General features: G+C 68.1%; 24 protein-coding genes. 11 read left to right on the plus strand and 13 right to left on the minus strand.

All coding sequences use genetic code 11. The features are described from left to right. Positions 1–11: 11 nt before the first annotated feature. The 3 genes from ACLJQ7_RS08780 to ACLJQ7_RS08790 form a co-directional block, all read right to left on the minus strand. The gene (locus ACLJQ7_RS08780) at positions 12–446 is read right to left on the minus strand and encodes a DUF4395 domain-containing protein (RefSeq protein ID WP_410647601.1); all 435 of its coding nucleotides are present in this window, start codon (positions 444–446) and stop codon (positions 12–14) included. A 235-nt stretch (positions 447–681) separates the two neighbouring features. Then, positions 682–1,101, minus strand: a complete 420-nt coding sequence (locus ACLJQ7_RS08785; RefSeq protein WP_410647602.1) for a TlpA family protein disulfide reductase — start codon at positions 1,099–1,101, stop codon at positions 682–684. 7 nt (positions 1,102–1,108) lie between these two features. Further along, a complete protein-coding gene (locus ACLJQ7_RS08790; protein WP_410647603.1) occupies positions 1,109–2,002 on the minus strand; it encodes a DUF2993 domain-containing protein in 894 nt (297 codons plus the stop codon). 143 nt (positions 2,003–2,145) lie between these two features. Here ACLJQ7_RS08790 and ACLJQ7_RS08795 point away from each other — a divergent pair, with 143 nt between their 5' ends. The 6 genes from ACLJQ7_RS08795 (at position 2,146) to pstB (ending at position 8,019) form a co-directional block, all read left to right on the plus strand. Then, positions 2,146–2,898 (plus strand): winged-helix domain-containing protein, encoded by a 753-nt coding sequence (locus ACLJQ7_RS08795; RefSeq protein ID WP_410647604.1) that lies wholly within the window; start codon positions 2,146–2,148, stop codon positions 2,896–2,898. A 63-nt stretch (positions 2,899–2,961) separates the two neighbouring features. Then, a complete protein-coding gene (gene mshD / locus ACLJQ7_RS08800; RefSeq protein WP_410647605.1) occupies positions 2,962–3,837 on the plus strand; it encodes a mycothiol synthase in 876 nt (291 codons plus the stop codon). Between the two features lie 229 nt (positions 3,838–4,066). Continuing rightward, positions 4,067–5,194: a phosphate ABC transporter substrate-binding protein PstS gene (pstS, locus tag ACLJQ7_RS08805; protein ID WP_410647606.1), complete on the plus strand. Its 1,128-nt coding sequence runs from the start codon at positions 4,067–4,069 to the stop codon at positions 5,192–5,194. 200 nt (positions 5,195–5,394) lie between these two features. After that, on the plus strand, positions 5,395–6,312 hold the full coding sequence (gene pstC, locus ACLJQ7_RS08810; protein ID WP_410647883.1) for a phosphate ABC transporter permease subunit PstC: 918 nt from the start codon (positions 5,395–5,397) through the stop codon (positions 6,310–6,312). 2 nt (positions 6,313–6,314) lie between these two features. After that, a complete protein-coding gene (pstA, locus tag ACLJQ7_RS08815) occupies positions 6,315–7,232 on the plus strand; it encodes a phosphate ABC transporter permease PstA (RefSeq protein ID WP_410647607.1) in 918 nt (305 codons plus the stop codon). A 10-nt stretch (positions 7,233–7,242) separates the two neighbouring features. Next, complete coding sequence (pstB, locus tag ACLJQ7_RS08820; RefSeq protein ID WP_125679661.1) at positions 7,243–8,019, plus strand: phosphate ABC transporter ATP-binding protein PstB; 777 nt, start codon at positions 7,243–7,245, stop codon at positions 8,017–8,019. 608 nt (positions 8,020–8,627) lie between these two features. On the opposite strand, the gene phoU is transcribed toward pstB, so the two are convergent. From phoU to ACLJQ7_RS08860, 8 genes are all read right to left on the minus strand, one after another. Further along, positions 8,628–9,290: a phosphate signaling complex protein PhoU gene (gene phoU / locus ACLJQ7_RS08825; protein ID WP_016337999.1), complete on the minus strand. Its 663-nt coding sequence runs from the start codon at positions 9,288–9,290 to the stop codon at positions 8,628–8,630. Between the two features lie 80 nt (positions 9,291–9,370). Beyond that, positions 9,371–10,783 carry an LCP family protein gene (locus tag ACLJQ7_RS08830; protein ID WP_410647885.1) on the minus strand — a complete coding sequence of 471 codons (1,413 nt, stop codon included), beginning with the start codon at positions 10,781–10,783 and terminating at the stop codon, positions 9,371–9,373. Between the two features lie 830 nt (positions 10,784–11,613). Next, positions 11,614–12,342 (minus strand): GGDEF domain-containing protein, encoded by a 729-nt coding sequence (locus ACLJQ7_RS08835; protein WP_410647608.1) that lies wholly within the window; start codon positions 12,340–12,342, stop codon positions 11,614–11,616. 65 nt (positions 12,343–12,407) lie between these two features. Then, positions 12,408–13,019 (minus strand): isopentenyl-diphosphate Delta-isomerase, encoded by a 612-nt coding sequence (gene idi / locus ACLJQ7_RS08840; RefSeq protein ID WP_410647609.1) that lies wholly within the window; start codon positions 13,017–13,019, stop codon positions 12,408–12,410. Positions 13,020–13,077: 58 nt separating this feature from the next. Continuing rightward, positions 13,078–13,911, minus strand: a complete 834-nt coding sequence (locus tag ACLJQ7_RS08845) for an alpha/beta fold hydrolase (protein ID WP_410647610.1) — start codon at positions 13,909–13,911, stop codon at positions 13,078–13,080. Between the two features lie 22 nt (positions 13,912–13,933). Further along, positions 13,934–15,079, minus strand: coding sequence for a tRNA dihydrouridine synthase DusB (gene dusB, locus ACLJQ7_RS08850; protein WP_410647611.1), 1,146 nt, complete (start codon positions 15,077–15,079; stop codon positions 13,934–13,936). Between the two features lie 276 nt (positions 15,080–15,355). Next, positions 15,356–15,733 (minus strand): hypothetical protein, encoded by a 378-nt coding sequence (locus ACLJQ7_RS08855; RefSeq protein ID WP_410647612.1) that lies wholly within the window; start codon positions 15,731–15,733, stop codon positions 15,356–15,358. Continuing rightward, positions 15,730–15,945 (minus strand): hypothetical protein, encoded by a 216-nt coding sequence (locus tag ACLJQ7_RS08860; RefSeq protein ID WP_410647613.1) that lies wholly within the window; start codon positions 15,943–15,945, stop codon positions 15,730–15,732. Before ACLJQ7_RS08860 ends, ACLJQ7_RS08855 begins: the two co-directional genes overlap by 4 nt. A 253-nt stretch (positions 15,946–16,198) precedes the next feature. Between ACLJQ7_RS08860 and ACLJQ7_RS08865 the strand changes: the two genes are divergently transcribed. Beyond that, the gene (locus ACLJQ7_RS08865; RefSeq protein WP_410647614.1) at positions 16,199–18,229 is read left to right on the plus strand and encodes a DUF2339 domain-containing protein; all 2,031 of its coding nucleotides are present in this window, start codon (positions 16,199–16,201) and stop codon (positions 18,227–18,229) included. Between the two features lie 44 nt (positions 18,230–18,273). Next, positions 18,274–18,675, plus strand: coding sequence for a TIGR03667 family PPOX class F420-dependent oxidoreductase (locus ACLJQ7_RS08870; protein WP_410647615.1), 402 nt, complete (start codon positions 18,274–18,276; stop codon positions 18,673–18,675). Between the two features lie 9 nt (positions 18,676–18,684). On the opposite strand, the gene ACLJQ7_RS08875 is transcribed toward ACLJQ7_RS08870, so the two are convergent. Then, positions 18,685–19,236: a superoxide dismutase family protein gene (locus ACLJQ7_RS08875; RefSeq protein ID WP_125679670.1), complete on the minus strand. Its 552-nt coding sequence runs from the start codon at positions 19,234–19,236 to the stop codon at positions 18,685–18,687. An 83-nt stretch (positions 19,237–19,319) separates the two neighbouring features. On the opposite strand from ACLJQ7_RS08875, the gene ACLJQ7_RS08880 reads away from it, so the two are divergent. Next, the gene (locus ACLJQ7_RS08880; protein WP_410647616.1) at positions 19,320–20,282 is read left to right on the plus strand and encodes a DMT family transporter; all 963 of its coding nucleotides are present in this window, start codon (positions 19,320–19,322) and stop codon (positions 20,280–20,282) included. Then, complete coding sequence (locus ACLJQ7_RS08885; protein WP_410647617.1) at positions 20,227–20,691, plus strand: DUF6328 family protein; 465 nt, start codon at positions 20,227–20,229, stop codon at positions 20,689–20,691. The genes ACLJQ7_RS08880 and ACLJQ7_RS08885 overlap by 56 nt, the downstream gene beginning before the upstream one ends. Here ACLJQ7_RS08885 and ACLJQ7_RS08890 read toward each other — a convergent pair whose 3' ends face one another. After that, on the minus strand, positions 20,692–21,219 hold the full coding sequence (locus tag ACLJQ7_RS08890; protein ID WP_410647618.1) for a hypothetical protein: 528 nt from the start codon (positions 21,217–21,219) through the stop codon (positions 20,692–20,694). A gap of 77 nt (positions 21,220–21,296) precedes the next feature. Here ACLJQ7_RS08890 and ACLJQ7_RS08895 point away from each other — a divergent pair, with 77 nt between their 5' ends. Next, positions 21,297–23,111 carry a LamG-like jellyroll fold domain-containing protein gene (locus ACLJQ7_RS08895; RefSeq protein ID WP_410647619.1) on the plus strand — a complete coding sequence of 605 codons (1,815 nt, stop codon included), beginning with the start codon at positions 21,297–21,299 and terminating at the stop codon, positions 23,109–23,111. The last annotated feature ends 130 nt before the right edge of the window (positions 23,112–23,241 follow it).

Here is a 23,241-nt window from a genome sequence, read left to right on the forward strand (position 1 = left end):
CTCTTTCTGGGTTAGGACGCGCGAGGGCTGGGGCTGAAACGTTTGACGAGCAGGTACATCTCGCAGCCGAGACAGAAGTTGAACGCCGCGTTGAGGAAGGCCGCGAACAGCGCGAACGCCGTCGCGACGAAGCCGAGCGCGGTCAGGCCGGTGGCGAAACCGACGGTGCCGACGACGGCGAACACGAACCCGACAGCCTGCGCGAACCGCAGCGGGGCGGCGTCCTCGCGTTCGGTCGTCGGGCCGAGCCGCGGCGCGACGAGGTAGCGATAGAGCAGGGAGTACGGCGCGGGCTTCAGGCCGATGAAGGCGCCGATCGCGAACACCACCGCCTGCGCCGCGAGCAGTGGCCACCACTGGGTGATGAGCACGACCGCGAGCACGATCGTCGTCAGGATGGCGGCGAAACGCGGACCACGGGGGTCGACGGCCGGTCCGGCGGACATGGTTCCTCCTGCGAACGAGAGGGAAAAGAGGTGCGTGCCGGAAGAGGCACGCGCGGCGGCTTCGAGAGCGCGATCAGCGAGCCGGACACAGGCTGCTGCGAACGCGGCACAGGTCCACTGCGCGGCGCTGGGTCAGCAGGGTTCGGGGCAGCCGGTTCACGGGCACGAGGGTACGCAGAGCTCCCTCAGGTTGGGAACCGTGTTCACACCTTGGGACGCTTCCCGAAATCCGGGATCAGGCGTTCGCCAGATGGGGCTTCAGGGCTTCGAGAAGGTCCTGACCTCGGGGAACGCCGCCGACGCGGAAGACCTCCCGGCCATCCGCGGTCAACGCCAGGGTCGTCGGGGTTCGCAGCACCGACAGGGCCTGGGCGACTTCGGGGGTTTCGGTGACGTCCAGATCGACGTGCGTGAGGCCGTCGGTCTTCTCCGCGAGCGCGGACAGGATGGCGCGGGTGTGGCGGCACGGTGCGCAGAACGTCGTGGAGATCTGAACCAGGGTGACGCCTTCGGCCGCGAGGGCGGCCGAGACACGACCGGGCAATGCGGGCGCAGTCGACTTCGCCGCGCGGATGCGGCCGTTGCGCGCCCGCAGCAGCGCGCCGGCCACGCCGCCGAGCACCAGTACACCCAGCAGCACCCACACCCCGGTCATCCGCAAGTCACCCCTGAGGCTTCGCTCCGCTGAAGGCGACGTTCTTGCCTTCGCCCTTGATGGTCACCGAGCCGCTGTTCACGCGTACCGCCGTCGGGGTCACCGAGAACGGCATCGCGCCGGTGTCGATGGTCGCGTTGAAGTTCGGCAGCAGCGCGTCCTGTACGGCTTGGGGAACGACGGTGGTTTCCTTGTCATTCCCGAACTGGAGCCGCTTCGGCTCGAGACGGATCTTCTGCCCGTCCAGTTCGATCATCGCGAAGCAGAAGATCTCCACCTTCTGTCCGGCGATCTGGACGTTGCCCGAAACCCGGATCCCGGCGCTGGCGGTGTCCACCGGCTCGCCGTTCTCCTTGGTCGCCGTCGGCTTCGTCTCGCCCTGGCCGCTGTCGCCGTTGCGGACGTAGTCCTCGGTGACCGGCTCGATCTTCAGGTTCTCGATCTTGTCCAGCGGCGCCTGCCGCGCGATGTCCGCGGCCTTGATCGTCACCTCACCCTTGAGCGTGCCGATGACGATCGACTTCGTGTTGCCGGACGTCAGGTCCGAGAGCGGCGCGGTGACGTCGCTCATGTCCGCGTTGAAGTCCACGTCACGCAGCTTCGGCGGAACGGCGACGCCCTGGGCGTTGATCGTGATGTGACTGTAGTCACCGGAAAGCGCCTGGGTCAGGAACGGGAAACCGTGCACCGTGACCGCCGGATCGTTGGCGAGCTGCAGCTGCTGGCGGGCCTTCTGGGAGATCGTGTGCTCGGCGTACGCCGCCGCCCCGAAATCGGCCCCGACCAGCAACACCACCAGTACCGCGAGGGCGATGAGCCAGCCCCGGCCACGGCGCTTTCCTCGCTTGGCGGACCGGCCGGAAGACGGTCGGTCGTCACGCGCCACGGGCCTGCTCACCATCGTGTCGAATCTCCTTCGTAAAGCTCTTTGGCCAGGTGTGATCGATCCAGCACGGGGTAGGTCCTCGGCTGTTCACCCGCTATTCTCACCAAGCACCGGCTGTAGCCACGTTCGAGGCGACCACGACTGAAGGCGGTGCGGCGATGAGCCTGGACCTTCTGGTACTGACCGCGGAAGCAGATGCCACCACGGTATTGCCCGCCCTGGATCTGCTGCCCCACACCGTACGCGTCCGTGCTCCGGAAGTGACCGCGCTGCTCGACGCCGGCCACCGCGACGTCATCGTCCTCGACGCGCGCAGCGATCTCGCCTCCGCGAAGAGCCTCTGCCGTCTGCTCAAGGGCGCCGGTGAGGACGAAACCTCCACGCCGGTCATCGCCGTCGTCGGCGAGGGCGGGCTGGTCGCGGTCAGCGCGGAATGGCGCACCGACGACATCCTGCTTCCGACGGCAGGCCCCGCCGAGGTCGACGCCCGGCTGCGGCTCGTCACCACCCGCGACGGCGGCGCGGCGCAGGTCGACGCGGAACTCCGGGTCGGCGAGCTGGTCATCGACGAGGCGACCTACACCGCGAAGCTCCGCAAGCGCACACTCGAACTGACCTACAAGGAGTTCGAGCTCCTCAAGTACCTCGCCCAGCACGCCGGCCGGGTGTTCACCCGCGCCCAGCTGTTGCAGGAGGTCTGGGGTTACGACTTCTTCGGCGGCACGCGCACGGTCGACGTCCACGTCCGGCGCCTGCGCGCGAAGCTGGGGCCGGAGCACGAGCAGATGATCGGGACCGTGCGCAACGTCGGCTACAAGTTCGAGCGGCCGTCCAAGGGCAGCGCCGCGGCCAAGCAGGCCATCGCCCCGGACGCGAGCGTCTACGAGCCGAACGAGCTGTCCGCGCACTGAATCCCCTCTCCTGCCTGACAAGACGTCCGGGTGGGCACCGGGTTCCCCGGTAGGGTCGGTTTCATGCTCGATCTGGCTTGGACCGGTGAACCGGACACGGAAGAGATCCACGACTTCCTGCTCGCCGTGCGTGAGGCCGACGGTCGCCCGGAGGACACCGGTTTCGCCGGTGGACAGCATCTTCTGGGGCGCCTCGACGGCGAGTTGGTGGCGTACGCGCACCTGGACACCGAGGGCGATGCGCACGGCAACCAGGTCGCCGAACTGTTCGTCCACCCCGGGTACCGCCGCTCCGGGCACGGCAGGGCGCTCATCAAGGCGCTCGTGGACCACGTCGCGGGGAAACCGTTGCGGGTCTGGGCACATGGTGACCATCCCGCCGCCGTCCACCTCGCCGGGACCGAAGGTTTCGAGCGCGCTCGCGAGCTGTTGATCCTGCACGCGGACGTGGAGACCGCCGAGTGGCCGGAGCCCGTGACTCGCGAAGGAGTCACGCTGCGGACGTTCGTCCCCGGTCAAGACGAGGAAGCGATGGTCCGCGTCAACGCGCGCGCTTTCGACTGGCACCCCGAGCAGGGCGCCCTGACCGTCGACGAGGTCCGGGCGACCGAAAAGGAAGCCTGGTTCGACCCCGAGGGCTTCTTCCTCGCGGAAGAGGACGGGAAGGTCATCGGCTTCCACTGGACGAAGGTCCACGACGCCGTCCCCGGCCGGTTCGGCGGCGAGCCCGCCGGTGAGGTCTACGTCGTCGGCATCGATCCGGACGCCCAGGGCGGCGGTCTCGGGAAGGCACTCACGCTCGCCGGGCTGCGGTACCTCCGTGATCGCGGGCTCGGCCAAGTGATCTTGTACGTCGAAGGGGACAACGCGCCGGCACTCGCGGTTTATTCGAAGCTGGGCTTCACCCGATACGAGGTAGACGTCCAATACGCTCGGTAGCCGCGTTCACACGTGCGGCACTTGACCGGTCACGGAGAGCAGACGCGCAGGTCACGGCTGGGACACAGACCACTTTCGGAGTAGTCGCGCTGCTCACATCGGACGCCTTGTTCACCTGTCGTTCACCCTTAGACGGTCGCCTGTCCACTGTCGGTGCTTAGTGTCCGGGTCCGGAAGGAACGCTCCCGTTCCACCGATCCGGCGAAAGTCTCCCAGTGGAGGAAATGCAGTGAAGATCATGCGGCCCGCGGGCGCGATCGGCATCGTGGCCACCGCCGCCCTCGTGCTCGGCGCCTGTGGATCCGACCCGGCGGCGACCAAGCCCGGCAGCACCGGCGCCGCCGCCGCCCCCAGCGGCACGGCCGACGTCGACTGTGGCGGCAAGAACCCGCTTTCCGCCGAGGGCTCGTCCGCGCAGAAGACCGCGATCGACATCTTCGTGCAGGCCTACGCCGCCAAGTGCTCCGGCCAGAAGGTGAACTACAACCCCAGCGGTTCGGGCGCCGGCGTCAAGCAGTTCAACGGCAACCAGGTCGACTTCGCCGGATCCGACTCGCCGCTCAAGTCCGGCGAGGAGGCAGACAAGGCCAAGGCCCGGTGCGCCTCCGACGCATGGAACCTCCCGCTCGTCATCGGCCCGGTCGCAGTCGCCTACAAGGTTTCCGGGGTCGACAAGCTGACCCTGACCCCCGAGGTCACCGCCAAGATCTTCAACGGCGGCATCACCAAGTGGAACGACCCGGCCATCAAGGCGGTCAAGGGCAACGAGAGCGTCAACCTGCCGGACAAGCCGATCCAGGTCATCTCCCGCACCGACGAGTCGGGCACCACCGACAACTTCCAGAAGTACCTGAAGGTCGCCTCGAAGGGCGCCTGGACCCAGGGCGACGGCAAGAAGTTCAACGGTGGCGTCGGTAACGGTGCCGAGAAGTCCAACGGTGTGGCCAGCGCGGTCAAGGCCACCGACGGTGCCATCACCTACGTCGAGTCCGCGTTCGCGAAGGACGGCATCAGCACCGCCCTCATCGACAGCGGCTCCGGCGGTGTCGAGCTGACCGCCGCGAACGTCGCCAAGTCCCTCGACGCGGCGAAGTTCAAGAAGGAAGGCACCAACGACCTCGCGCTGGACCTGGACGCGATCTACTCCAGCAACGTCGCCGGCGCCTACCCGGTCATCCTCGCCACCTACGAGATCGTCTGCTCGAAGTACGCCGACGCCGAGGTCGCGAAGGCCGTCAAGGCCTTCCTGACCGTCGCCGCCACGGACGGCCAGAAGCCGCTCGCGGACAAGGGTTACGTGCCGATCCCGCAGAGCCTGCAGGACAAGGTCCTGACCGCTGTCAAGGCCATCGCCTGACCCTTCCGGTTGATCGGTAAAGACAGGCTGGACAGAAGTAGTCGATGAGCGATTCATCTTCGCCCAGAACGCCCACCGGCGACCCCGGTGGGCGTTCTGGCGTCCGCGAGACCTTCACGGAGGACCCGATTTCGGAGCAACCTGCCGCGTCACCGCCCGAGAAGTCCTCGGTGCCGCTCGCGAGCCCCAATTCCAGGACGGTGCGACCCGGTGACCGCATCTTCCAGTTCCTGACCACCGGTGCCGGCGTCTTCGTCGTCGCACTGATCGGCCTGATCGGGTTGTTCCTGCTGGTGCAGGCCATCCCGGCGCTCCAGGCCGACAACGTGAACTTCCTGACCAGCCAGGTCTGGCAGACCACCCCGGACGACATGCGCTTCGGGATCATGGGTCTGCTGCTCGTCACGGTGTACTCGTCCCTGCTGGCGCTGGTCATCGCGATGCCGATCTCACTCGGGATCGCCCTCTTCCTCACCCAGTACGCGCCGAAGCGGCTGGCGCGACCGTTCGCGTACGTGATCGACCTGCTCGCCGCGGTCCCCTCGATCATCTACGGCCTGTGGGGCCTGATGGTCTTCGCGCCGACGATCGAGCCCTTCTCCCAGTGGGTCAACGACACCTTCTCGTGGATCCCGATCTTCGCGGCGGGCAACGTCTCGCCGGACATGCGGGGCACGATCTTCACCGCGGGCATCGTGCTGGCCGTGATGATCCTGCCGATCATCACCTCGCTGTCCCGTGAGGTGTTCGAGCGGACCCCGACCCCGCACATCGAAGGCGCGCTGGCCCTGGGCGCCACCCGCTGGGAGGTCATCCGCACCACGGTGCTGCCGTTCGGCAAGGCGGGCTACATCGGTGCTTCGATGCTCGGCCTCGGCCGCGCGCTCGGCGAGACGATCGCGCTCGCGATCATCCTGACCGGCGCGGTGGGCCGCGAGTTCAGCTGGAGCCTCTTCGACGGTGGCGCCACGTTCGCCTCGAAGATCGCGGCGGACTACGCGGAACTCAACAACGAGATCTCGGCGGGCGCGTACATCGCGGCCGGCCTCGTGCTGTTCCTGCTGACGTTCGTCGTCAACTTCGCCGCGCGATCCATCATCGCCAAGAAGGGGGACTGAGCATGTCCACCACGCTCGAGAAAACCCCCGCCACCACCCCCGCCTTCCAGCAGGTCAGCTTGGCGCGGAAGGCCAAGAACGGCTTCGCCACAGCACTGATCTGGCTGTCGTTCCTGATCGCCGTCGTGCCGCTGGTGTGGCTGCTCGCCACCGTGGTCATCAACGGTGTCAAGCGGATCCCCTACAGCAACTGGTGGACCGAGGACTTCGGCTCGGTGCTGTCGGACGAGGTCGGCGGCGGCGTGGCCCACGCCGTCATCGGCTCGGTGCTGCAGGGTGTGGTCTGCGCGATCATCGCGGTCCCGATCGGCATGCTGGTCGCGATCTACCTGGTCGAATACGGCCGTGGCAAACTCGCGAAGATCACCACGTTCATGGTGGACATCCTCTCCGGTGTGCCCTCGATCGTCGCGGCGCTGTTCATCTACGCACTGTGGATCACCACGTTCGGCCTCCCGCGCAGCGGTTTCGCCGTGTCGCTCGCCCTGGTGCTGCTGATGATCCCGGTGGTCGTGCGCTCCTCGGAGGAGATGCTGCGGATCGTCCCGGACGACCTGCGCGAAGCCTCTTACGCGCTCGGCGTGCCGAAGTGGAAGACGATCATGAAGATCGTCCTGCCGACCGCGCTGTCCGGCATCATCGGCGGCATCATGATGGCGCTCGCCCGGGTCATGGGCGAGACCGCGCCGCTGCTGGTCCTCGTGGGCTACTCCGCCTACGTGAACTGGGACATCTTCGGTGGCGAGCAGGCCGCTCTGCCGCTTCTGATGAACAACGAACGGGTCAGCAACCCGTTCGACGAAGGTACCGTCGCGTTCGACCGGATCTGGGGTGCGGCGCTCACCCTGGTGCTGATCATCGCGATCGTGAACCTCCTCGCCATGCTCTTTGCCCGTCTTGTCGCCCCGAAGAAGAAGTGAGCTGTTTGAGATGGCCAAACGAATCGACGTCAAAGACGTGGACATCTACTACGGCAAATTCCACGCCGTGGACGGCGTCACCCTCTCGGTGCCGCCGCGGAACGTCACCGCGTTCATCGGCCCGTCGGGCTGCGGTAAGTCGACCGTCCTGCGCACGCTGAACCGCATGCACGAGGTCATCCCCGGCGCCCGCGTCGAGGGTGAGGTGCTGCTCGACGGCGAGGACATCTACGGTGCCGGGGTCGACCCGGTGCAGGTCCGCCGCACGATCGGCATGGTGTTCCAGCGGCCCAACCCGTTCCCGACGATGTCCATCCGCGACAACGTCGTGGCGGGCCTGCGCCTGGGCGGCGCCAAGGGCAAGAAGGAACTCGACGAGGTCGCCGAGCGCGCGCTGCGTGGCGCGAACCTGTGGAACGAGGTCAAGGACCGGCTGAACAAGCCGGGCGGTGGCCTCTCCGGTGGTCAGCAGCAGCGGCTCTGCATCGCGCGGGCGATCGCCGTGCGGCCCGACGTGCTGCTGATGGACGAGCCGTGCTCCGCGCTCGACCCGATCTCGACGCTCGCCATCGAGGACCTGATCGGTGAGCTCAAGAAGGAGTACACGATCGTCATCGTGACGCACAACATGCAGCAGGCGGCGCGGGTGTCGGACCAGACCGCGTTCTTCAACCTGGCGGGCGTCGGCCAGCCGGGTCGCCTGGTGGAGTTGAACGACACCGAGAAGATCTTCTCGAACCCGGACGAGAAGGCGACCGAGGACTACATCTCGGGCCGCTTCGGCTGAGTCCTGCTTTTTGCGCGTGAAGGCCCCCTTCCCTCGGCTGAGCCGCGTGAAGGGGGCCTTCGCGCGCTTTGGGGTGGGCGCGCTGGGCGGACGTTGCGAAAGCCACTTTCGCAACGTTGAAGGTTGCGAAAGTGGCTTTCGCAACGCGTTCCCGCGGTGCGGTGCACAGGTGAGGGTCTCGCGCGGATGCTGGGCATCTTGTGTGTCTGGATGGACGACTCGCGTGTCTGGATGGACGGCACGTGTGTCTGGATGGACGACACGTGTGACTGGGCGGACGGCACGTGTGTCTGGATGGACGACACGTGTGTCTTGGGGGCGATACGTGTGTCTGGGGGCGACTCGCGTGTCTGGATGGACGGCACGTGTGTCTGGGCGGACGGCACGTGTGTCTGGATGGACGACACGTGTGTCCAGGCGGACGGCTCGCGGCGTTGCCCGGCCGCGGCAGTGTCGTCCGCCCAATCACGCGAAACGACCGGCATCGGTCCAGGTGGTGGCGGGCGGCGTGAGGCAGTCCTTGAGCGTAGGACCGTGAGACGACGAAGGGCCCTTCACCGCGCGAGATGCGGTGAAGGGCCCTTCGCTACAGCCTTAGACGACAGAAATTACAGCTCGTCGGGTCCGTAGCCGGGCATCTTGCCGGTCACCACGAAGATCATCCGGCGCGCGACCGAGACGGCGTGGTCGGCGAAGCGCTCGTAGAAGCGGCCCAGCAGGGTGACGTCCACGGCCGCGGCGACGCCGTGGTCCCAGTTCCGGTCCATGATGACCGTGAACAGATGCTTGTGGATCTCGTCGACCTCGTCGTCGTCCGACTCGATCGTGCGGGCTGCCTCGACGTCCTTGGACTTGATGACCTGCTCGACCTGGCGGGCCAGGCTGACGCCGACCTCGCCCATCTTGGCGAAGTCCGCCTTCACCTCTTCGGGCAGTACGGGGTCCGGGTGACGGCGGCGCGCGGCCTTGGCCACGTGCAGCGCCAGATCGCCCATCCGCTCCAGGCTCTCCGCCGCGTGGATCGCGGCGAGGACGGTCCGCAGGTCGGTCGCGACAGGTGCCTGCAGGGCCAGCAGCGCGTACGCCTGCTCCTCGCATTCGGCGCGCGCGTCGTCGACCTTCGCGTCGTCGCTGATCACCTGCTCGGCGAGTCCGAGATCGACCTCGAGCAACGCCCGGGTCGCCCGCTCCATCGCGTCGGCGACCTGGAGCGACATGCTCGCTAGATTCTCGGCGAGCTGTTCGAGTTCGACATGGTAAGCCTCACGCATGGCCCAACCCTACGGGGAACAGGGGCCAAAAGCCGCATCCCAGAGTGAACCCGACGTGAACCCGGACTAACGAATGATCCTCAGCCTGAGCTGCTGCTCTTCTTGGCGCCGCCGGACTTGGCGGAACTCGTCGGAGTGGACGGCGTGTCGGCTGTGCCGGCGGCGGGAGGCACCGGTGCCTTCTCTTCCAGCGGGGTGTTGTTGATCAGCGCGTCGAAGACGGCTTTCGCCCTGCTCTGGACCAGCACCTCGTTGCCGCGTTTGTTCGCCTCTTCGGTGGTGGGCACGGTCAGGAACTTGACCTTGTCCGATCCCATCCCGCGCATCGACTTCGCCAGCGTCATCATCTGGTTGATGCCGAGGTTCTCGCCGAAGGTGGCCTTGGCGAACGCGTCGATGAAGCCGCTGAGCTTGCCGGTGTCCAGGATGACGTCCTTCGACATCACCGTCTTCAGCAGCGCGCCGAGGAAGGCCTGCTGCCGCTTGATCCGGCCGTAGTCCGACGTCACGTCGCCCTTGACGTGCCGCGCCCGGACGTAGTTCAGCGCCTGGTCGCCCGAGATCCGGACCTCGCCCGCCTGCGGGATGATCATGCCGAGCGTGGTGTCGTCGACCGGTTTCTCGTTGTACACGGTGACGCCCTGCACGGCGTCGACCATGGACTTGAAGCCATTGAAGTCGATCCCGACGAAGTGGTTCATCTTCATGCCGGTGATCTGCTGGATGACCTTCGTGACGCACTGCGGGCCGCCGACCGCGTAGGCCGTGTTCAGCTTCGCGATCTTCTGCGCCGGCGAGGTCTTGTCCGAGTACGACGACGTCGCCGGGTCCCAGCGCTTGCATTCGGGGCGGCTGATCTCGAGGTCGCGAGGGAAGGACACCATGACGACGCGCTGCCGGTCGGCGGGGACGTGCGCGATCATGACCGTGTCCGAACGGGCTCCCGGGGTGCCGTCGGCGTCACCCACGCCGTCTTCGGCGGACGCGCCGTCACGACTGTCGGAACCGACCATCAGGAAGTTCTCGTCACCGGTCTGGCCCGCGGCGTCCTGGATGTCGGACGAGTCTTCGTCGAGCGAAGCGACGGTGTTGAACTTCGCGTCGAACCAGGTCTGGGCACCCCACGCCGAACCGATGGAGAGGAACACGAGCGCGGCGACCACGGCGGCGGCGATCCGGCCGCCCTTGGCCGTCTGCCTGGTCTTGCGTTCCTTCTTCTCCTGCAGACGGGTCTGCGGCGCCGACTCCTCGGCGGCTTCCGCGGGCACGGGATCGGTGGTCGTGACCACCCGCTGCAGTGCCGTGCGGGTCTGCTCCAGCAGCGCGGCGGGGCGGGCGGCGAGCCGTTCGCGGCGCTCGCGTTTCTTGGCCTCTTCGGCTTCGAGTTCGTCGTGCGCGGCGGAGAACCTGGCCAGCGTGTGGTCGATCTTGCGCTTGGTGATCGTCGCGTCGTCGATCGCCTCGAGCTCGTCGGTCATGGTGAGCCGGTCCATCTCGGACCTCGGCGGGACGCCGGGCGACGGCGGCGGGACCGGTGCCTGCTGCACCGGTCGCTGCACCGGGCGGCGGGGACGACGCGGGGGCGGCGGTGCCGCGGGCTGCTGCTGTGCGCCCGGGTTCACCAACGGCGGACGGCGCTGAGCCGGCGCTTCGGGACCGGGCGCGGCCTGTGTGGCGCGGCGTGGCTGCCGCGCGCGCGGCGGGCGCGGGGTCTCGGTGGGCTGCGGGTTGCGCGGCGGTGCCTGCGGCGTGACGGGTTTGGCCGCGCGGGGCGCGGTCGCCGGAGTCTCGGCGGCAGCGGCCGGACGAGGACGGCGAGGTGCGGGTGGCTCCGTCCGAGCGGCGCGCGCACCGGGTCCCGGAGGCTCGGGCGCCGGTTCGCTCTGCCGGAGGCGACGTGGAGCGGGTGCCTCGGCGGCGGGGTCGAAGATCGGGCGCTCACCGGTGTGACGTGCGACGACGTCGGAAACGCTGATCCCGCCGTGGGTGTCCATCGAGCGGCGCCGAGCCCCGCGGCCGCGCTCGCCGGCGCTTCTGTCGGTGTGACTGTGGCGACCGGTCCCCGGGTTGTGGTGCTCGTCGGGCACTCGGTCTCCTTTCGCGACTCTTCGAAGCTCTTTCGTTATCGTACGGACACCTCGGGTTCGTGGCGACAACCATCCCGGAATTTTCTTCACTCAAGGTACCGAGAAGCGCCGAGCGGTCCATGCGATCGGGTGAGCGGTCGTGGTTAAACCTGCGTTAAAAGGTGAGAAACCGCTACGCAGAGTGCGACGCCTAACTGTGCGAGTGGCGGCGAGTGTCGGCGAGTGGCGGCGAGTGGCTAGGCGCCCGCGGACTCCGCCGCGTTCATCGCCTGCGGAATCGTCCGTGACGATTCTTCGTCCTGATAGGCCACTTTGTTTCTCCCCGCCCGTTTTGCCATATACAACAAAGCGTCGGCGCTGCGCAACTGCCGTTCCGGTTCCGCCGCGATATCCGGCTCCGCGCGGCTTTCGTGCGCGAGCCCGACGCTGATCGTCACCGAGAGGCCGGGGCGGATCCGGCGCCACGGATGGCGGGCCACCCGGATACGGGCGGTGTCGGCGATGCGCACCGCGCGGGCGGCGTCGACATCGGGGATGACGAGCGCGAACTCCTCGCCGCCGTAGCGGGCGCAGAACGCCTCCGGCGGGAGTCCTTGCTGCAGAAGGTCGGCCACCTCGCGGAGCACGCGGTCGCCGACCAGATGCCCGAAAGTGTCGTTGACGCCCTTGAACAGGTCGAGGTCGACCAACGCGATGGCGACGCCGGGCGGGCCGCGGTGGTCGACGGCCGGGCCGTGCAGCCACTGATCGAGATAGCGGCGGTTGTAGCTGGACGTCAAGGTGTCCCGCAGGCTGCCCGCCCTGGCGAGGTCCAAAGCGGACTTGAGGTGGTGGTACGCGCGACGCCAATCACCCTGCGTGGCGAGAACTCGCGCGATCGACTCATGCAGGGTGAGCAGATCGGTGGACGGCGCGCCCGATGGGAGCGCGGCCTCGTCGTCGGCTGCCACGCTCACCTCCGCCACGAATTGGTTTTCGTCGTATAGGAGGGATCTCTTGAGGTATGAATACGGGCCAAAGCGAATATCGCTCAAGAGGACGACGGTTCGGCGCCATTGTCACGCACCGGAGTGCCGTTCTGTAAGGACGAAAACGGTTCGGTGTCTTTGAGCTGCGAAAACTGATCTTTCGCCCAGTAACTCACGTCAGTCACATCGTCATTCAGCAACAGTGCGTAATCATTCCAGCTCAGCCAGCGCCAGTCGCCGACCTCGTCCGGATGCGGTTCCGGGTCGTCGTCGACCCAGGCGACGAAGACCGGGCAGAACTCGTTCTCGACCACCCCTTCGAACGGCGGCGTGGAGTAGCGGTACGCCGGAAGGACGCACTGAAGCCCGTTCAGCCGGGGCAAGCCGAGTTCGAACGCGGCCCGGCGCCGGACGGCCTCCTCGATCGGTTCACCCGGTGCGGGATGCCCGCAGACACTGTTGGTCCAGACCCGGGGCCACACCTTCTTGGTGGCGGCGCGGCTGGTGATCAGCAGGGCTTGGTCGCTGCTGCGCAGCAGATAGCAGGAGAACGCCAGGTGCAGCCGGGTGTGCTCGTGGTGGGCGGCCAGCTTGGGCGCGGTCTCGCCGGTCGGCTCGCCGTCCTCGGTGACGTAGACGATGCGTTCGGTGTCCACTTCGGTCATGTTGTTCATCGGCCCCACTGAACCAGCAGGCCCGCTGTAACCGGTACCGCGACCAGAGTTACCCCTGTTAGTGGGACGAAAGGTGCTCCACGAGCAAAGAAGTGACGGCTTCGGGTGCCTCTTCCACCACCCAGTGTGAGACGTCCTCGATCATCTCGAAGCGGTACGGGCCGGTGACCCGGTTCGCGGTGTCGAGCGCGGCCGTCGAGCCGAAGGCGGCGTCTTCGGTGCTCCAGATGTAGAGCGTCGGTACCTCGATCGGGCCGATCTTGCCGCCGGGGCGGCCGGCGCGGTACCAGTTGAGCGCGGCGGTCAGCGCGCCCGGTTCGGACAGGCGCCGGATGTACTCGTCGACCTTGCTCGGCGACACCTTCCAGTCGAACATGCGGCGCAGCGCGTCCGCGTTGTTATCGAGCATCCGCCGTTCGGTGACCCGGCTCTGCCGCCATTCGGTCATGTACGCCGACCGGAGATGCTGGTCCTCGTCGGTCTTCATGGCCTCCGCCAGCGCCGCCGGATGCGGCGTCGAAAGCACGGCGAGACTGCGGAGCCTGCCGGGATGCGCGTCGGCCGTCCACCACGCGACAGCGCCGCCCCAGTCGTGCCCGACAAGATCGAATTCCTTCCACCCCAAGCGATCCGCGATCGCGATGACGTCGCCGACGAGATCGTCGATCCCGTACTCGGACGCCTGTTCCGGCCGCACGTCCGGCGAGTAGCCGCGCTGATCCGGGGCCACCGCGCGATAGCCGAGCACGCCGAGCGTCGCGACCTGGTGCTCCCATTCCACCGCGGCCTCGGGAAACCCGTGCAGCAGCAGGACAGGGCGGCCGTCTTCGGGACCGGCCGCGATGGCGTCGAAGGAACCGGCCGCGGTGGGGATGCTCAGCTGCTCGATCACGACGCCGACTTTACGGGGACGGCTAACCGCCCGAATGCATGTCCTCGGCCTCGGGCACGCAGTCGTCGTCCGGGTCGTCGAGCCAGCCGTGCGGCAGCGTGACCTTGCCCGGCGAACCCTGCCGCCCGCGCGGCCCGGTGGCGGCGCTGGGGAACGGGGCGTCGTGGTCGAGCTTGGCGATGAGATCGTCGAGTTCGTCCATGCTGGACAGCATCGCGAAACCGCGGCGGAGCTCGGAGCCGACCGGGAAACCCATGAAGTACCAAGCCATGTGCTTGCGGATGTCACGCATGGCCTTGTCGTGGCCGTCGTGCTCGACGAGCAGTTCCGTATGGCGGCGCAGCACCTTCGCGACCTCGCCGAGGTTCGGCGGAGTCGGCTGCGGGCGCCCGGCGAAGGCGGCTTCCAGTTCGCCGAACAGCCACGGCCTGCCCAGGCAACCGCGGCCGACCACGACCCCGTCGCAGCCGGTCTCGTCGACCATGCGCAACGCGTCCTCGGCGGAGAAGATGTCGCCGTTGCCGAGCACCGGAATGCTGGTGACGGCTTCCTTGAGCGCCGCGATCTTCGTCCAGTCGGCCTGGCCGGAGTAGCGCTGCGCGGCGGTGCGCGCGTGCAGGCTGACCGCCGCCGCGCCCTCCGCCTCGGCGATCCGCCCGGCGTCGAGGTAGGTCAGGTGATCGTCGTCGATCCCCACCCGGAACTTGACCGTGAACGGCACCCCCGCCTCGGCCGCGGCCTTCGCCGACTCGCGCACGATGTCGGCGAACAGCTTGCGCTTGAACGGCAACGCCGCTCCGCCGCCCTTGCGCGTCACCTTCGCCACCGGGCAGCCGAAGTTGCTGTCGATGTGGTCGGCGAGCCCCTCACCGGTGATGATGCGGACGGCCTCGGCCATGGTCTTGGGGTCGACCCCGTAAAGCTGCATGGACCTGGGCTTTTCGTTCTCGCCGAAGGTCATCATGTGCATGGTGCCGGGGTGGCGCTCGACCACCGCGCGGGCCGTGATCATCTCGCAGACGTAGATGCCGGCGCCGTACTCCTGGCACAACCGCCGGAACGCGACGTTCGTGATGCCCGCCATGGGAGCGAGCACGACCGGCGGATCGACCTCGTAGGGGCCGATCTTCAGGCTGGGCTTGCTCAGAGTGGCTGTCACGTCCTCCATTGTCGCCTGTGGTGTCTGTCACTCGCAGGTGGGCCGGTCTCCGTCGCCGATCAGGCCGCCGCGAGGGGTGATCACGTGTGTGTCTTCGGGGACCATATGGGTGTCTCCGTGACTGTGTGGATTTTGGGACGTCAGATGTCCCAAAATCCACACGGTGACCGAGTCTTCGCCGACGAATCATCGAGGCCGCGGCACCACATTCCGCGTCAAGCGAAGCTGATTTCAGTAGCTTCGCTGGTGGGCCGGTCTTCGTGGCGGCGCATCAGGCCGGGTTCGTCAGGACGACTTCGCCAACTGGCTGACTCGCTGGAACGACATACCGAGCACTTCGCCCGCTTCGCGTTGTGAAACTCCAAGAGCGAGCAGTTCTTGAACTGCCGCACGATGTTCAGCGGCCGCTTCGGCCTGCTTGCGTTGGGCTTCTTCGCGCAGGACTTCGGCGCGGGCTTGGTGGTCCTTCACGGAACTCGGCAGGTGCACTTCGAGGTGCAAGTCGTATTCGTCGTTTCGGACGCCGTCCATGATTTCGATGAGCTCGCTGGCCATCGTCACGACGTCCTTGTAGCGAAGAGCCTGGGTCGAGCGGTCGATCTCGCGGACCCGGATCAGCCAGAACCTTCCATCGCGAGTGACTTCGGCGTGGTAGGTCTTCACTTCCTCCACCAACCTTTCCCGAGGACGCCCTCGCATTCCTGGAAGATGTCGACGGCGAAGACCTCGCCCAGTTCGGTATGGCGCGGGATGGGCACCACCACACCGTTCAAGGTGTAGATGGTGTGGTTGGCGCCTTCCCGTTCCAGGATCCACGCCGCGCGTTGCCGCCTGGCGGCGACAGCGATCTTCTTGATGACCTCTCGTCGTCTCACAGGGTATGTCTAGGCAGGGCTAGACGCAAGCGTCAAGGCCGGGGTAGACACTTCCTGAGATGGGATGAAAAGGGACGCCTCGTTGCGGCTGCGCAACGCGGCAGATCCACGGAGGCGACCAAGTTCCTGGTAAGAATGCGGGCCGCCCGAGGCACTCCGCAGGTTCGTTCGATCGCGATGATCTTGCAGGTCGCGACCACATCGTCATCACGATTGAGTAGTGCTACGGATCCCCCGGGGGTCCTCAGGCCGCATGCTGATCGCCATGACCACCGATGGGGATGTGCTCCTCAGGCTCGCCGGGGAGATCGACGACCTTGGGGCCCGCCTCGTGCGGGTCGGCACGGAGCTGCGGACCGTCCGGTCCTCGGCGGAGCCGCGGCACGAAGAGGCCACTGAGCAGGCCGAGCAGCAGACGCCGCCCCAGGCCGAGCAGGCCCGGCAGCCGCAAACCCAGCAGCCGCAAACCCAGCAGCCGCAAGCCGAGCAGCCCGCACCCCAGCATCCGCAAGCCGAGCAGCCGCAACCCCACCAGCCGCGAGCCGAGCAGCCCCAGCAGACCCCGCAACCGCAGGTCCCGCAGCAGCCGTACCCTCACCACCAGCAGCACGCCCACCACCAGCAGCAATACCAGCAGGCCCAGTACCAGCAGGCCCAGTACCAGCAGGCCCAGTACGCGCAGTGGCAACAGCAGCAGTACCGCCGGCAGTATCAGCAGCCGCAGCAGCCCTACCGCCCGTACCAGCCCGCCCCGAAGGTGTCGCTCGCCGAGAAGCTGGGCAAGGAAGGCGCCGGTAGCCGGCTCCTGGCCTGGATCGGCGGAGCGGTCACGTTGCTCGGCATCGTGCTGTTCCTCGTGCTCGCGATCCAGCGTGGCTGGTTCGGCCCGGTGCCGCGGGTGATCGGCGGCGCCGTGCTCGGCGCGGCGCTGGTCGGGATCGGCCTTCGCCTGCACCGCACGCCGGCGGGCCGCACGGGCGCGTTCGCGCTCGCCGCCACCGGTATCGGCGCGTTGTACCTCGACGCCATCGCCGCGACGACGATGTACGAGTACCTCCCGGCCTACGCCGGGCTCGCGATCGGGCTCCTGATCGCGGTCGGCGGGTTGCTGCTGGCCGTGCGGTGGAAGTCGTCGCTGCTCGCGACGGCCGTCGTGCTCGGCTGTGTGGTCTGCGCGCCGATCATCACGCAGGGTTTCACCCCCCAACTGGTCGCGTTCCTGCTCGTGGTCCAGGTCGCTTCGACGCCGGTGCAGCTGCGCCAGTCGTGGCCGTCGGTCGCGGTCGCGGCCGGGATCCCGCCGCTGGTCGCGTCGGTCTTCAGCACGGCGTTCACCGGCTTCGGCGGCAGCACGGCCAACACCGCCGCCGCGCTGGCCGCGGGAGGCGTGGGACTCGCGCTGGCCCTGATCGTCACCGCCAAGCGGCCGGGGGACGCCGCCGCGCTCGCCCTGCTCGCCGTCGCCCCCGCGCCTTCGCTGCTCGCCGCGTTGTTCCTGCCGAAGACCCCGGCCGTGGTCGTCACGGCGTCGGTCGCGCTGGTGCTGCTCGCGGTGTGGGCGGCCGGGCAGTGGCTCGACGGCTGGACGGGTGACCTCACGGGCGCCGCCGGACTGGTCGCGGCCCTCCAGACGACGATGACGCTGTTCGACGGCAGTGCCCGTTCGGCGATCCTCATCGGCGAAGGGGTGTTGCTGGCGCTGGTCGCGCTGTGGACGAAGAAGCACGTGGCGCTCTTCGGCGGTCTGGGCTTCGCCGTCATCGGCGGCATGATCGCGCTGGTCTTCGACGTCCCGCCGACGCTCTTCTTCCTGATCCGGAACCGCCCGGACGCCGACCTCGCCGCCGCCTTCCTGGTGGCACTGGCGATCCTCGCCGTCTCGATCACCCTTCCGTGGGTCGCGCACCGGCTCGGGCTGTTCAAGGCCGCGGCGGAGAACGTGGTGCCGTGGCTCTTCGCCGGGGTCTGCGGGCTCTACGGCGCGGGCGCGATGGTGCTGTGCGGCGCGATGCTGGCCGTTCCCGGCCGCTCGGGTTTCCTGGTCGGCCACGTGGTGATCACGGTGTCCTGGACGGTCGCCGCGCTGGTGCTCCTCGTCCGCGGCATCTCCGCGGTCAACCTGCGGGTGATCGGTTTCGTGCTGGTGGGCGCGGCGGTGCTGAAGCTGGTGCTGTTCGACCTCGCCGCGCTGGACGGCCTGGCCAGGGTCGCCGCCTTCCTCATCGCCGGTCTGGTGCTGCTCGGCGCCGGGTCGCGGTACGCGAAGCTCGTCGCGTCCCGCTGAGCGGACGAGGAAGAAATGTCGGTGGCTCGTGGTTGGGTCGGGGCATGAGCTACCGACCCGACCCGCGGCTCGCCGAGCGGGCGAAGGAGAACGTCGCCTGGCTGACCACGATCAGCCCGAAGGGACGCCCTTCGCCCCGCCCGGTGTGGTTCGTACTCGACGGTGACGACATCATCGTCTTCAGCCAGCCCGACACGGCGAAGACCCGGCACATCGAGGCCAACCCCGAGGTCAGCCTCCACTTCAACAGCGACGAGCACGGCGGCTCGATCCTGGTGATCGGCGGCAAGGCCGAGATCCTGACGGACGGTCTCGCGTCGGAGCAGCCGGGCTTTCTCGAAAAGTACGAGAAGCATTATCCGGCGATCGACTACGACGTCCCGAAATTCGACCGGGAGTACCGCGCCCGGATCAGGATCCGGCCTGAGCGCACCTGGGGGTTCTAGGAAACACTGCTAGAAACCGACGGTCACGCAGGCCAGCCGGGCGCCCGCGGTCCCGGCGTGGCCCGGGTGGGTGTGCGTATGCGTTTCGTGGATCACGATGGAGTTCGCGCGCCGATCGGTGAACGTCCAGTCCACTTTGGACACGGCGGCGCCGCGGCCGGTGGCGTCGGTGGTCAGGTCGAGCCAGATCTCGTTGCGGGGGTTGGCGTAGGCCGGGTCCACCGACGGCTTCACCGGGTCTTCGACGTTCTGGTAGTGCGGTCCGGCGAGATCACCGGTGGCACCGCACGGCTTCGTGTGCGCGTGGGCGCCGTATTCGCGGTTGGGCAGCAGGCCGGTCACGAGGACCGCGGTGGAGGTGCCGTGGGCCTTGGACGTCAGCCCGAAGACGTGCGCGCGGGCACCGGGCGGCACCAGTTCGGGTTTGTAGCTCGTGAGGCCGCTCTTGGCGGTGATCACGTGGACGCGGGAGCCGGGAACGGCGGTGGCCGGTCCGGCGCCGGCGGTCAGGGCCAGTGCGGCCGCGGACAGGACAAGCGAGAGTGCGGGGACGGGGCGCATGCCCCTTGCCTAGTCCGCACGAATCGGACACGCCAGGGTGGTCACTCGGTCGGGCGATCATTCTCAAACTATGGGCAGGAAATGTGAGTAGCAACCCTCCGGATCGCACCTGGCTGGTCGCGGTCGCCGCCGCTCTCTGGGGTACCGACGGGCTTTTGCGGCTCCCGCTCGCCGAGGCGCTCCCGGCGGCCACGGTCGTCTTCTGGGAGCACCTGCTGGTGGTGCTGGTGTTGAGCCCCTTGATCCCCGGCGCCATCCGGGCGCTGCGCCGGACCGGCCCGCGGGAATGGCTGGCCGTGCTCGCCATCGGCGGCGGGTCTTCCGCGCTCGCGACGGCGATGTTCACCGCGGCCTTCAAACTGGGCGACCCCGTGACGCCGTTGGTGCTGCAGAAGCTCCAGCCGGTGTTCGCCGTGCTGGCGGCGTATTTCGTACTCCGGGAGCGGGTCCGCCCCGGATACGCCTTGTTCGCGATCCCGGCGCTGCTCGGTGCCTGGCTGCTGGCCTTCAAGGATCCGCTGAACATCCAGGTCGCCGCGGCGAAGGCGGCGCTGCTGGCGATCGGCGCGGCCGCGCTGTGGGCGGCGGGCACGGTGCTCGGCCGGATGCTGTCCACCGAACTGGCGCCGAAGGAGGTCACCACCCTGCGTTTCACGGTCGGGCTTCCGGTCTCGGCGGGGATCGTGGCGTACCAGGGCGGCCAGTTCGCCGTCGGCTGGGACAACGCGCTCGGGCTCGGCCTGCTCGCGCTGGTCCCCGGCCTGCTGGCGCTGAGCCTCTACTACGTGGGCCTGCGGTCGACGCCCGCGGCCAGGGCGACGCTCGCGGAGCTGGCGTTCCCGGTCACGGCGGCCGTTATCGGCGTATTGTGCTTGAACGCCGATTTGTCGGGTACTCAGTGGCTTGGCCTCGCCGTCGTGGTGGTGTCGGTGACTTCGCTCGGCTGGCATGAAAAAGTCAGGCGTCAACCGATGGTCTTGGAGCCGCTGAATGGTCGAGCACACCGGCGAGACGAAGAACGAACGCCTGACCCGCAACGTCAATGAGCTCCTGCAGGAGCTGCGGGTCGCGCAGGCCGGCGTCCAGATCCTCTTCGGTTTCCTGCTCACGGTGGTCTTCACCGACGAGTTCCACGAGGCGAGCGGTTTCGAGAAATCCGTCCACCTGACGGCGGTCCTGCTCACGGTCTCTTCGACGGTCCTGCTGACGGCGCCCGCCGCGTGGCACCGGCTGCTGTTCCGCACCGGGAACCGGGAGCGGATCCTCACCGTCGGCAACCGTTCCGTCCTGGTCGGGCTCGGCTGCCTGGCGGCCGCCATCACCACCACCGTCGCGCTCATCGCCAAGGTCGTCTTCGGCCCGATCGCGATGACGATCCTCGGCGTGGTGACGGCGGTGCTGTTCGTCGTCATGTGGTTGGTGGTGCCGAAGAAGATCGACCGCAACGGCGACTGATCAGCGGCCGGTGCGCACCGGGGTGCCGTCGGGCAGGCCGAACGCGGCGGGCGAGACGCTCCGAGGGTCGTCCGGGCTCGCGCCGTCGAGCACCCGGCGGGCGCCGACCCACGAGAACATCTCCTTGACCGAACGCGAGTAGCCGGCGCCGTCCTCCGCGAATTTCCGGTCGAACACGCGGTATCCCCCGGAAGTCCGTTCGACGCGGTAGACCACCGGCTGACGGCGGAATCCGCCGCACGTGACGAGCCCGTCGCCCTCTTTCTCGACCTCGTCGCAGCTCGCGACCAGGCCGATCTTGACCCGGTCGCCGTCCGGCCGGGTTTCGATCACCTTCTGGGTGCACACCCAGCGGATTCCGGCGTCCCTGGAACCGGCGAGCGCGCGCAGATGCTCGTCGATCGGCGGCAGCGCCTCCCGCGCGACGGCGTCGTCCACCGAAGGCATCTCGTCCACGATCCACCAGGCCGCCGCGGCCACCACCACACCGACCCCGGCGAGCACGGGCCAGCGTTTGACGTTCCCCATGAAACGAAGCTACCGAGCGGAGCAAGTGTTCATCCGTGGTTGGCGGACCGTTGCCTCCGCGACCGTAGGTTTCGGCCGTGAACGACTCCTCCAGACGGACCTTCCTGCGCGGCGCGGGCCTGCTCGGCGCCGGTGCGGCGGTCTCCGCGTTACCCGCGCTAGGTGCTCCGGCGGCTTCGGCGACCTTCGGTCAGCACGGCCCGGACTTCGAAGACGGCCGCTTCACCCTCGCGGTGCTGCCCGACACCCAGTACCTCTTCGACGCCGACCGCGGTGATCCCGCGCCGTTGGACGCCACCCTGCGGTACGTCACCGGCGGCGACGAGAACATCGTCTTCCTGGCGCATCTCGGTGACCTCACCGAGAACGGGCAGCCCGGCGAGTTCGACCAGATCAGCCGCTCGTTCCAGCACCTGGACCGGCGCCGGTTCCCGTACAGCACGCTGGCGGGTAACCACGACATCAAGTCCTCGACCGACGACCAGCGCGGCCGCACGCCGTACCTGGACGCGTTCGGGCCGCACCGGCAGCGGGGTTCGCGGACCTTCCGCGGCGCGAGCCCGGACGGTTACAACAGCCACCACGTCTTCCGCGCGGGCGGCCGCGAGTGGCTGCTGCTCGCGCTCGACTGGCGGCCGTCGGCGGGCGGGCTGGAGTGGGCGCGGTCGGTGCTCGCGCGGAATCCGCGGCTCCCGGCCATTCTGACCATCCATGAATTGGTATGGGCCGACGAGGCGGGACAGGCCCAGTTCTCGGAGTTCGGCCGGCAGGTGTGGGACGAGCTGATCGCCGGGAACGATCAGATCTTCCTCACCCTCAACGGGCACTACTGGCCGCCGGGACGCACGGTGAAGCGGAACAAAGCGGGCCACGACGTCCATCTGCACATCACCAACTACCAGGACCGCTACTACGGCGGCAGCGCGATGATCCGGCTTTACCGGTTCGACCTCGCGCGGAACGTGATCGACGTCCGTACCGTCTCGCCGTGGCTGGCGGACCAGGCGCCGCGGCTGAACGAGCTGCAACGGCAGGAGATCGAACGCACCGGCCCGGCGGACTACTTCAGCCTGGAGATCGACTTCGAGTCGAGGTTCGCCGGGTTCGCGCCGGTCCCGGTCCCGCCGGCGCGGCCCGCCGAACGGCAGCTGATCCGCGGGACCGTGGCCTACTGGCGGTTCGAAGGCCGTGACGGCGCTGCCGTGGACGGTGTCCGTGATCTTTCGGGCCGCGGCAACGACCTGGTCCGGGTGACCCTCCCCGGCAGCGCGCCCGAGGCGCTGCGGTTCTCCGGCGAGTTCTCCGGACGGCAGCCGTCGAGATCGAGCCTCCGGTTCGACGGCGGCAAGAAACCGGCTCGCGGCGGGTATCTGCGCACGGCGGATTCCGCGCCGATGAACGCGGAGACGTTCGCGCGCGGCTACACCGTCGAGGCGTTCGTCAAACTGCCCGCGGATTTCAAGGACGGAAAGCACGCCTGGGCCGCGATCTTCGGCAGGCAGGGCTCCGGCGGCAAGGCGGGCAAGACCGGCGACGATCCGGGCGAGCCGTCGGCCACACTGTCCCTTTCGGACGGTGCCGCCTTCCAGTGGGCGGTGTTCCCGGTGAACCAGAACGGGATCTCCACCTGCTGGGGGCACGAACTGGCGCTGGAGGAATGGATCCACGTCGCGGCGGTCAACGACGGCAGGCGGACGACGCTCTACGTCGACGGCTGCCCGGTGCTGCGGAACCCGAAGACGACGGCCGCGGGGATCGCGAACCCCGGCGGCTCGTGGCTGATCGGCGCCTACGCCTACGACTCGATCGTCGAGCAGGCGTTCCACGGCTGGCTCGGCGACGTCCGGGTGGTGGGGCGCGCGCTGGACCCCCGCGAGTTCATGCTCGGCTGAGTGAGAGCGTGCGCGGTAATGGCGGATGTTCGTCCCCATTATCGCGCACGATCGTTTCCCCGGGGATACCGGTCCCTCTTGACAAGCGGTGGACAATAAAAAATCGGCGCCCAAATCAGAATGACTGATC

Source organism: Amycolatopsis sp. cmx-4-54 (assembly GCF_046548895.1).
GTDB lineage: Bacteria > Actinomycetota > Actinomycetes > Mycobacteriales > Pseudonocardiaceae > Amycolatopsis.

Bases quoted from the DNA above. Each gene is read 5' to 3' on its own strand.
- phoU (WP_016337999.1), bottom strand. From the start codon at position 9,290: ATGCGTGAGGCTTACCATGTCGAACTCGAACAGCTCGCCGAGAATCTA.
- ACLJQ7_RS08795 (WP_410647604.1), top strand. From the start codon at position 2,146: ATGAGCCTGGACCTTCTGGTACTGACCGCGGAAGCAGATGCCACCACG.
- ACLJQ7_RS08790 (WP_410647603.1), bottom strand. From the start codon at position 2,002: ATGGTGAGCAGGCCCGTGGCGCGTGACGACCGACCGTCTTCCGGCCGG.
- pstB (WP_125679661.1), top strand. From the start codon at position 7,243: ATGGCCAAACGAATCGACGTCAAAGACGTGGACATCTACTACGGCAAA.
- dusB (WP_410647611.1), bottom strand. From the start codon at position 15,079: ATGGAGGACGTGACAGCCACTCTGAGCAAGCCCAGCCTGAAGATCGGC.
- ACLJQ7_RS08865 (WP_410647614.1), top strand. From the start codon at position 16,199: ATGCTGATCGCCATGACCACCGATGGGGATGTGCTCCTCAGGCTCGCC.
- ACLJQ7_RS08885 (WP_410647617.1), top strand. From the start codon at position 20,227: ATGGTCGAGCACACCGGCGAGACGAAGAACGAACGCCTGACCCGCAAC.
- mshD (WP_410647605.1), top strand. From the start codon at position 2,962: ATGCTCGATCTGGCTTGGACCGGTGAACCGGACACGGAAGAGATCCAC.
- ACLJQ7_RS08785 (WP_410647602.1), bottom strand. From the start codon at position 1,101: ATGACCGGGGTGTGGGTGCTGCTGGGTGTACTGGTGCTCGGCGGCGTG.
- ACLJQ7_RS08870 (WP_410647615.1), top strand. From the start codon at position 18,274: ATGAGCTACCGACCCGACCCGCGGCTCGCCGAGCGGGCGAAGGAGAAC.
- ACLJQ7_RS08890 (WP_410647618.1), bottom strand. From the start codon at position 21,219: ATGGGGAACGTCAAACGCTGGCCCGTGCTCGCCGGGGTCGGTGTGGTG.
- ACLJQ7_RS08875 (WP_125679670.1), bottom strand. From the start codon at position 19,236: ATGCGCCCCGTCCCCGCACTCTCGCTTGTCCTGTCCGCGGCCGCACTG.
- ACLJQ7_RS08780 (WP_410647601.1), bottom strand. From the start codon at position 446: ATGTCCGCCGGACCGGCCGTCGACCCCCGTGGTCCGCGTTTCGCCGCC.
- idi (WP_410647609.1), bottom strand. From the start codon at position 13,019: ATGAACAACATGACCGAAGTGGACACCGAACGCATCGTCTACGTCACC.
- ACLJQ7_RS08830 (WP_410647885.1), bottom strand. From the start codon at position 10,783: ATGGACCGGCTCACCATGACCGACGAGCTCGAGGCGATCGACGACGCG.
- pstA (WP_410647607.1), top strand. From the start codon at position 6,315: ATGTCCACCACGCTCGAGAAAACCCCCGCCACCACCCCCGCCTTCCAG.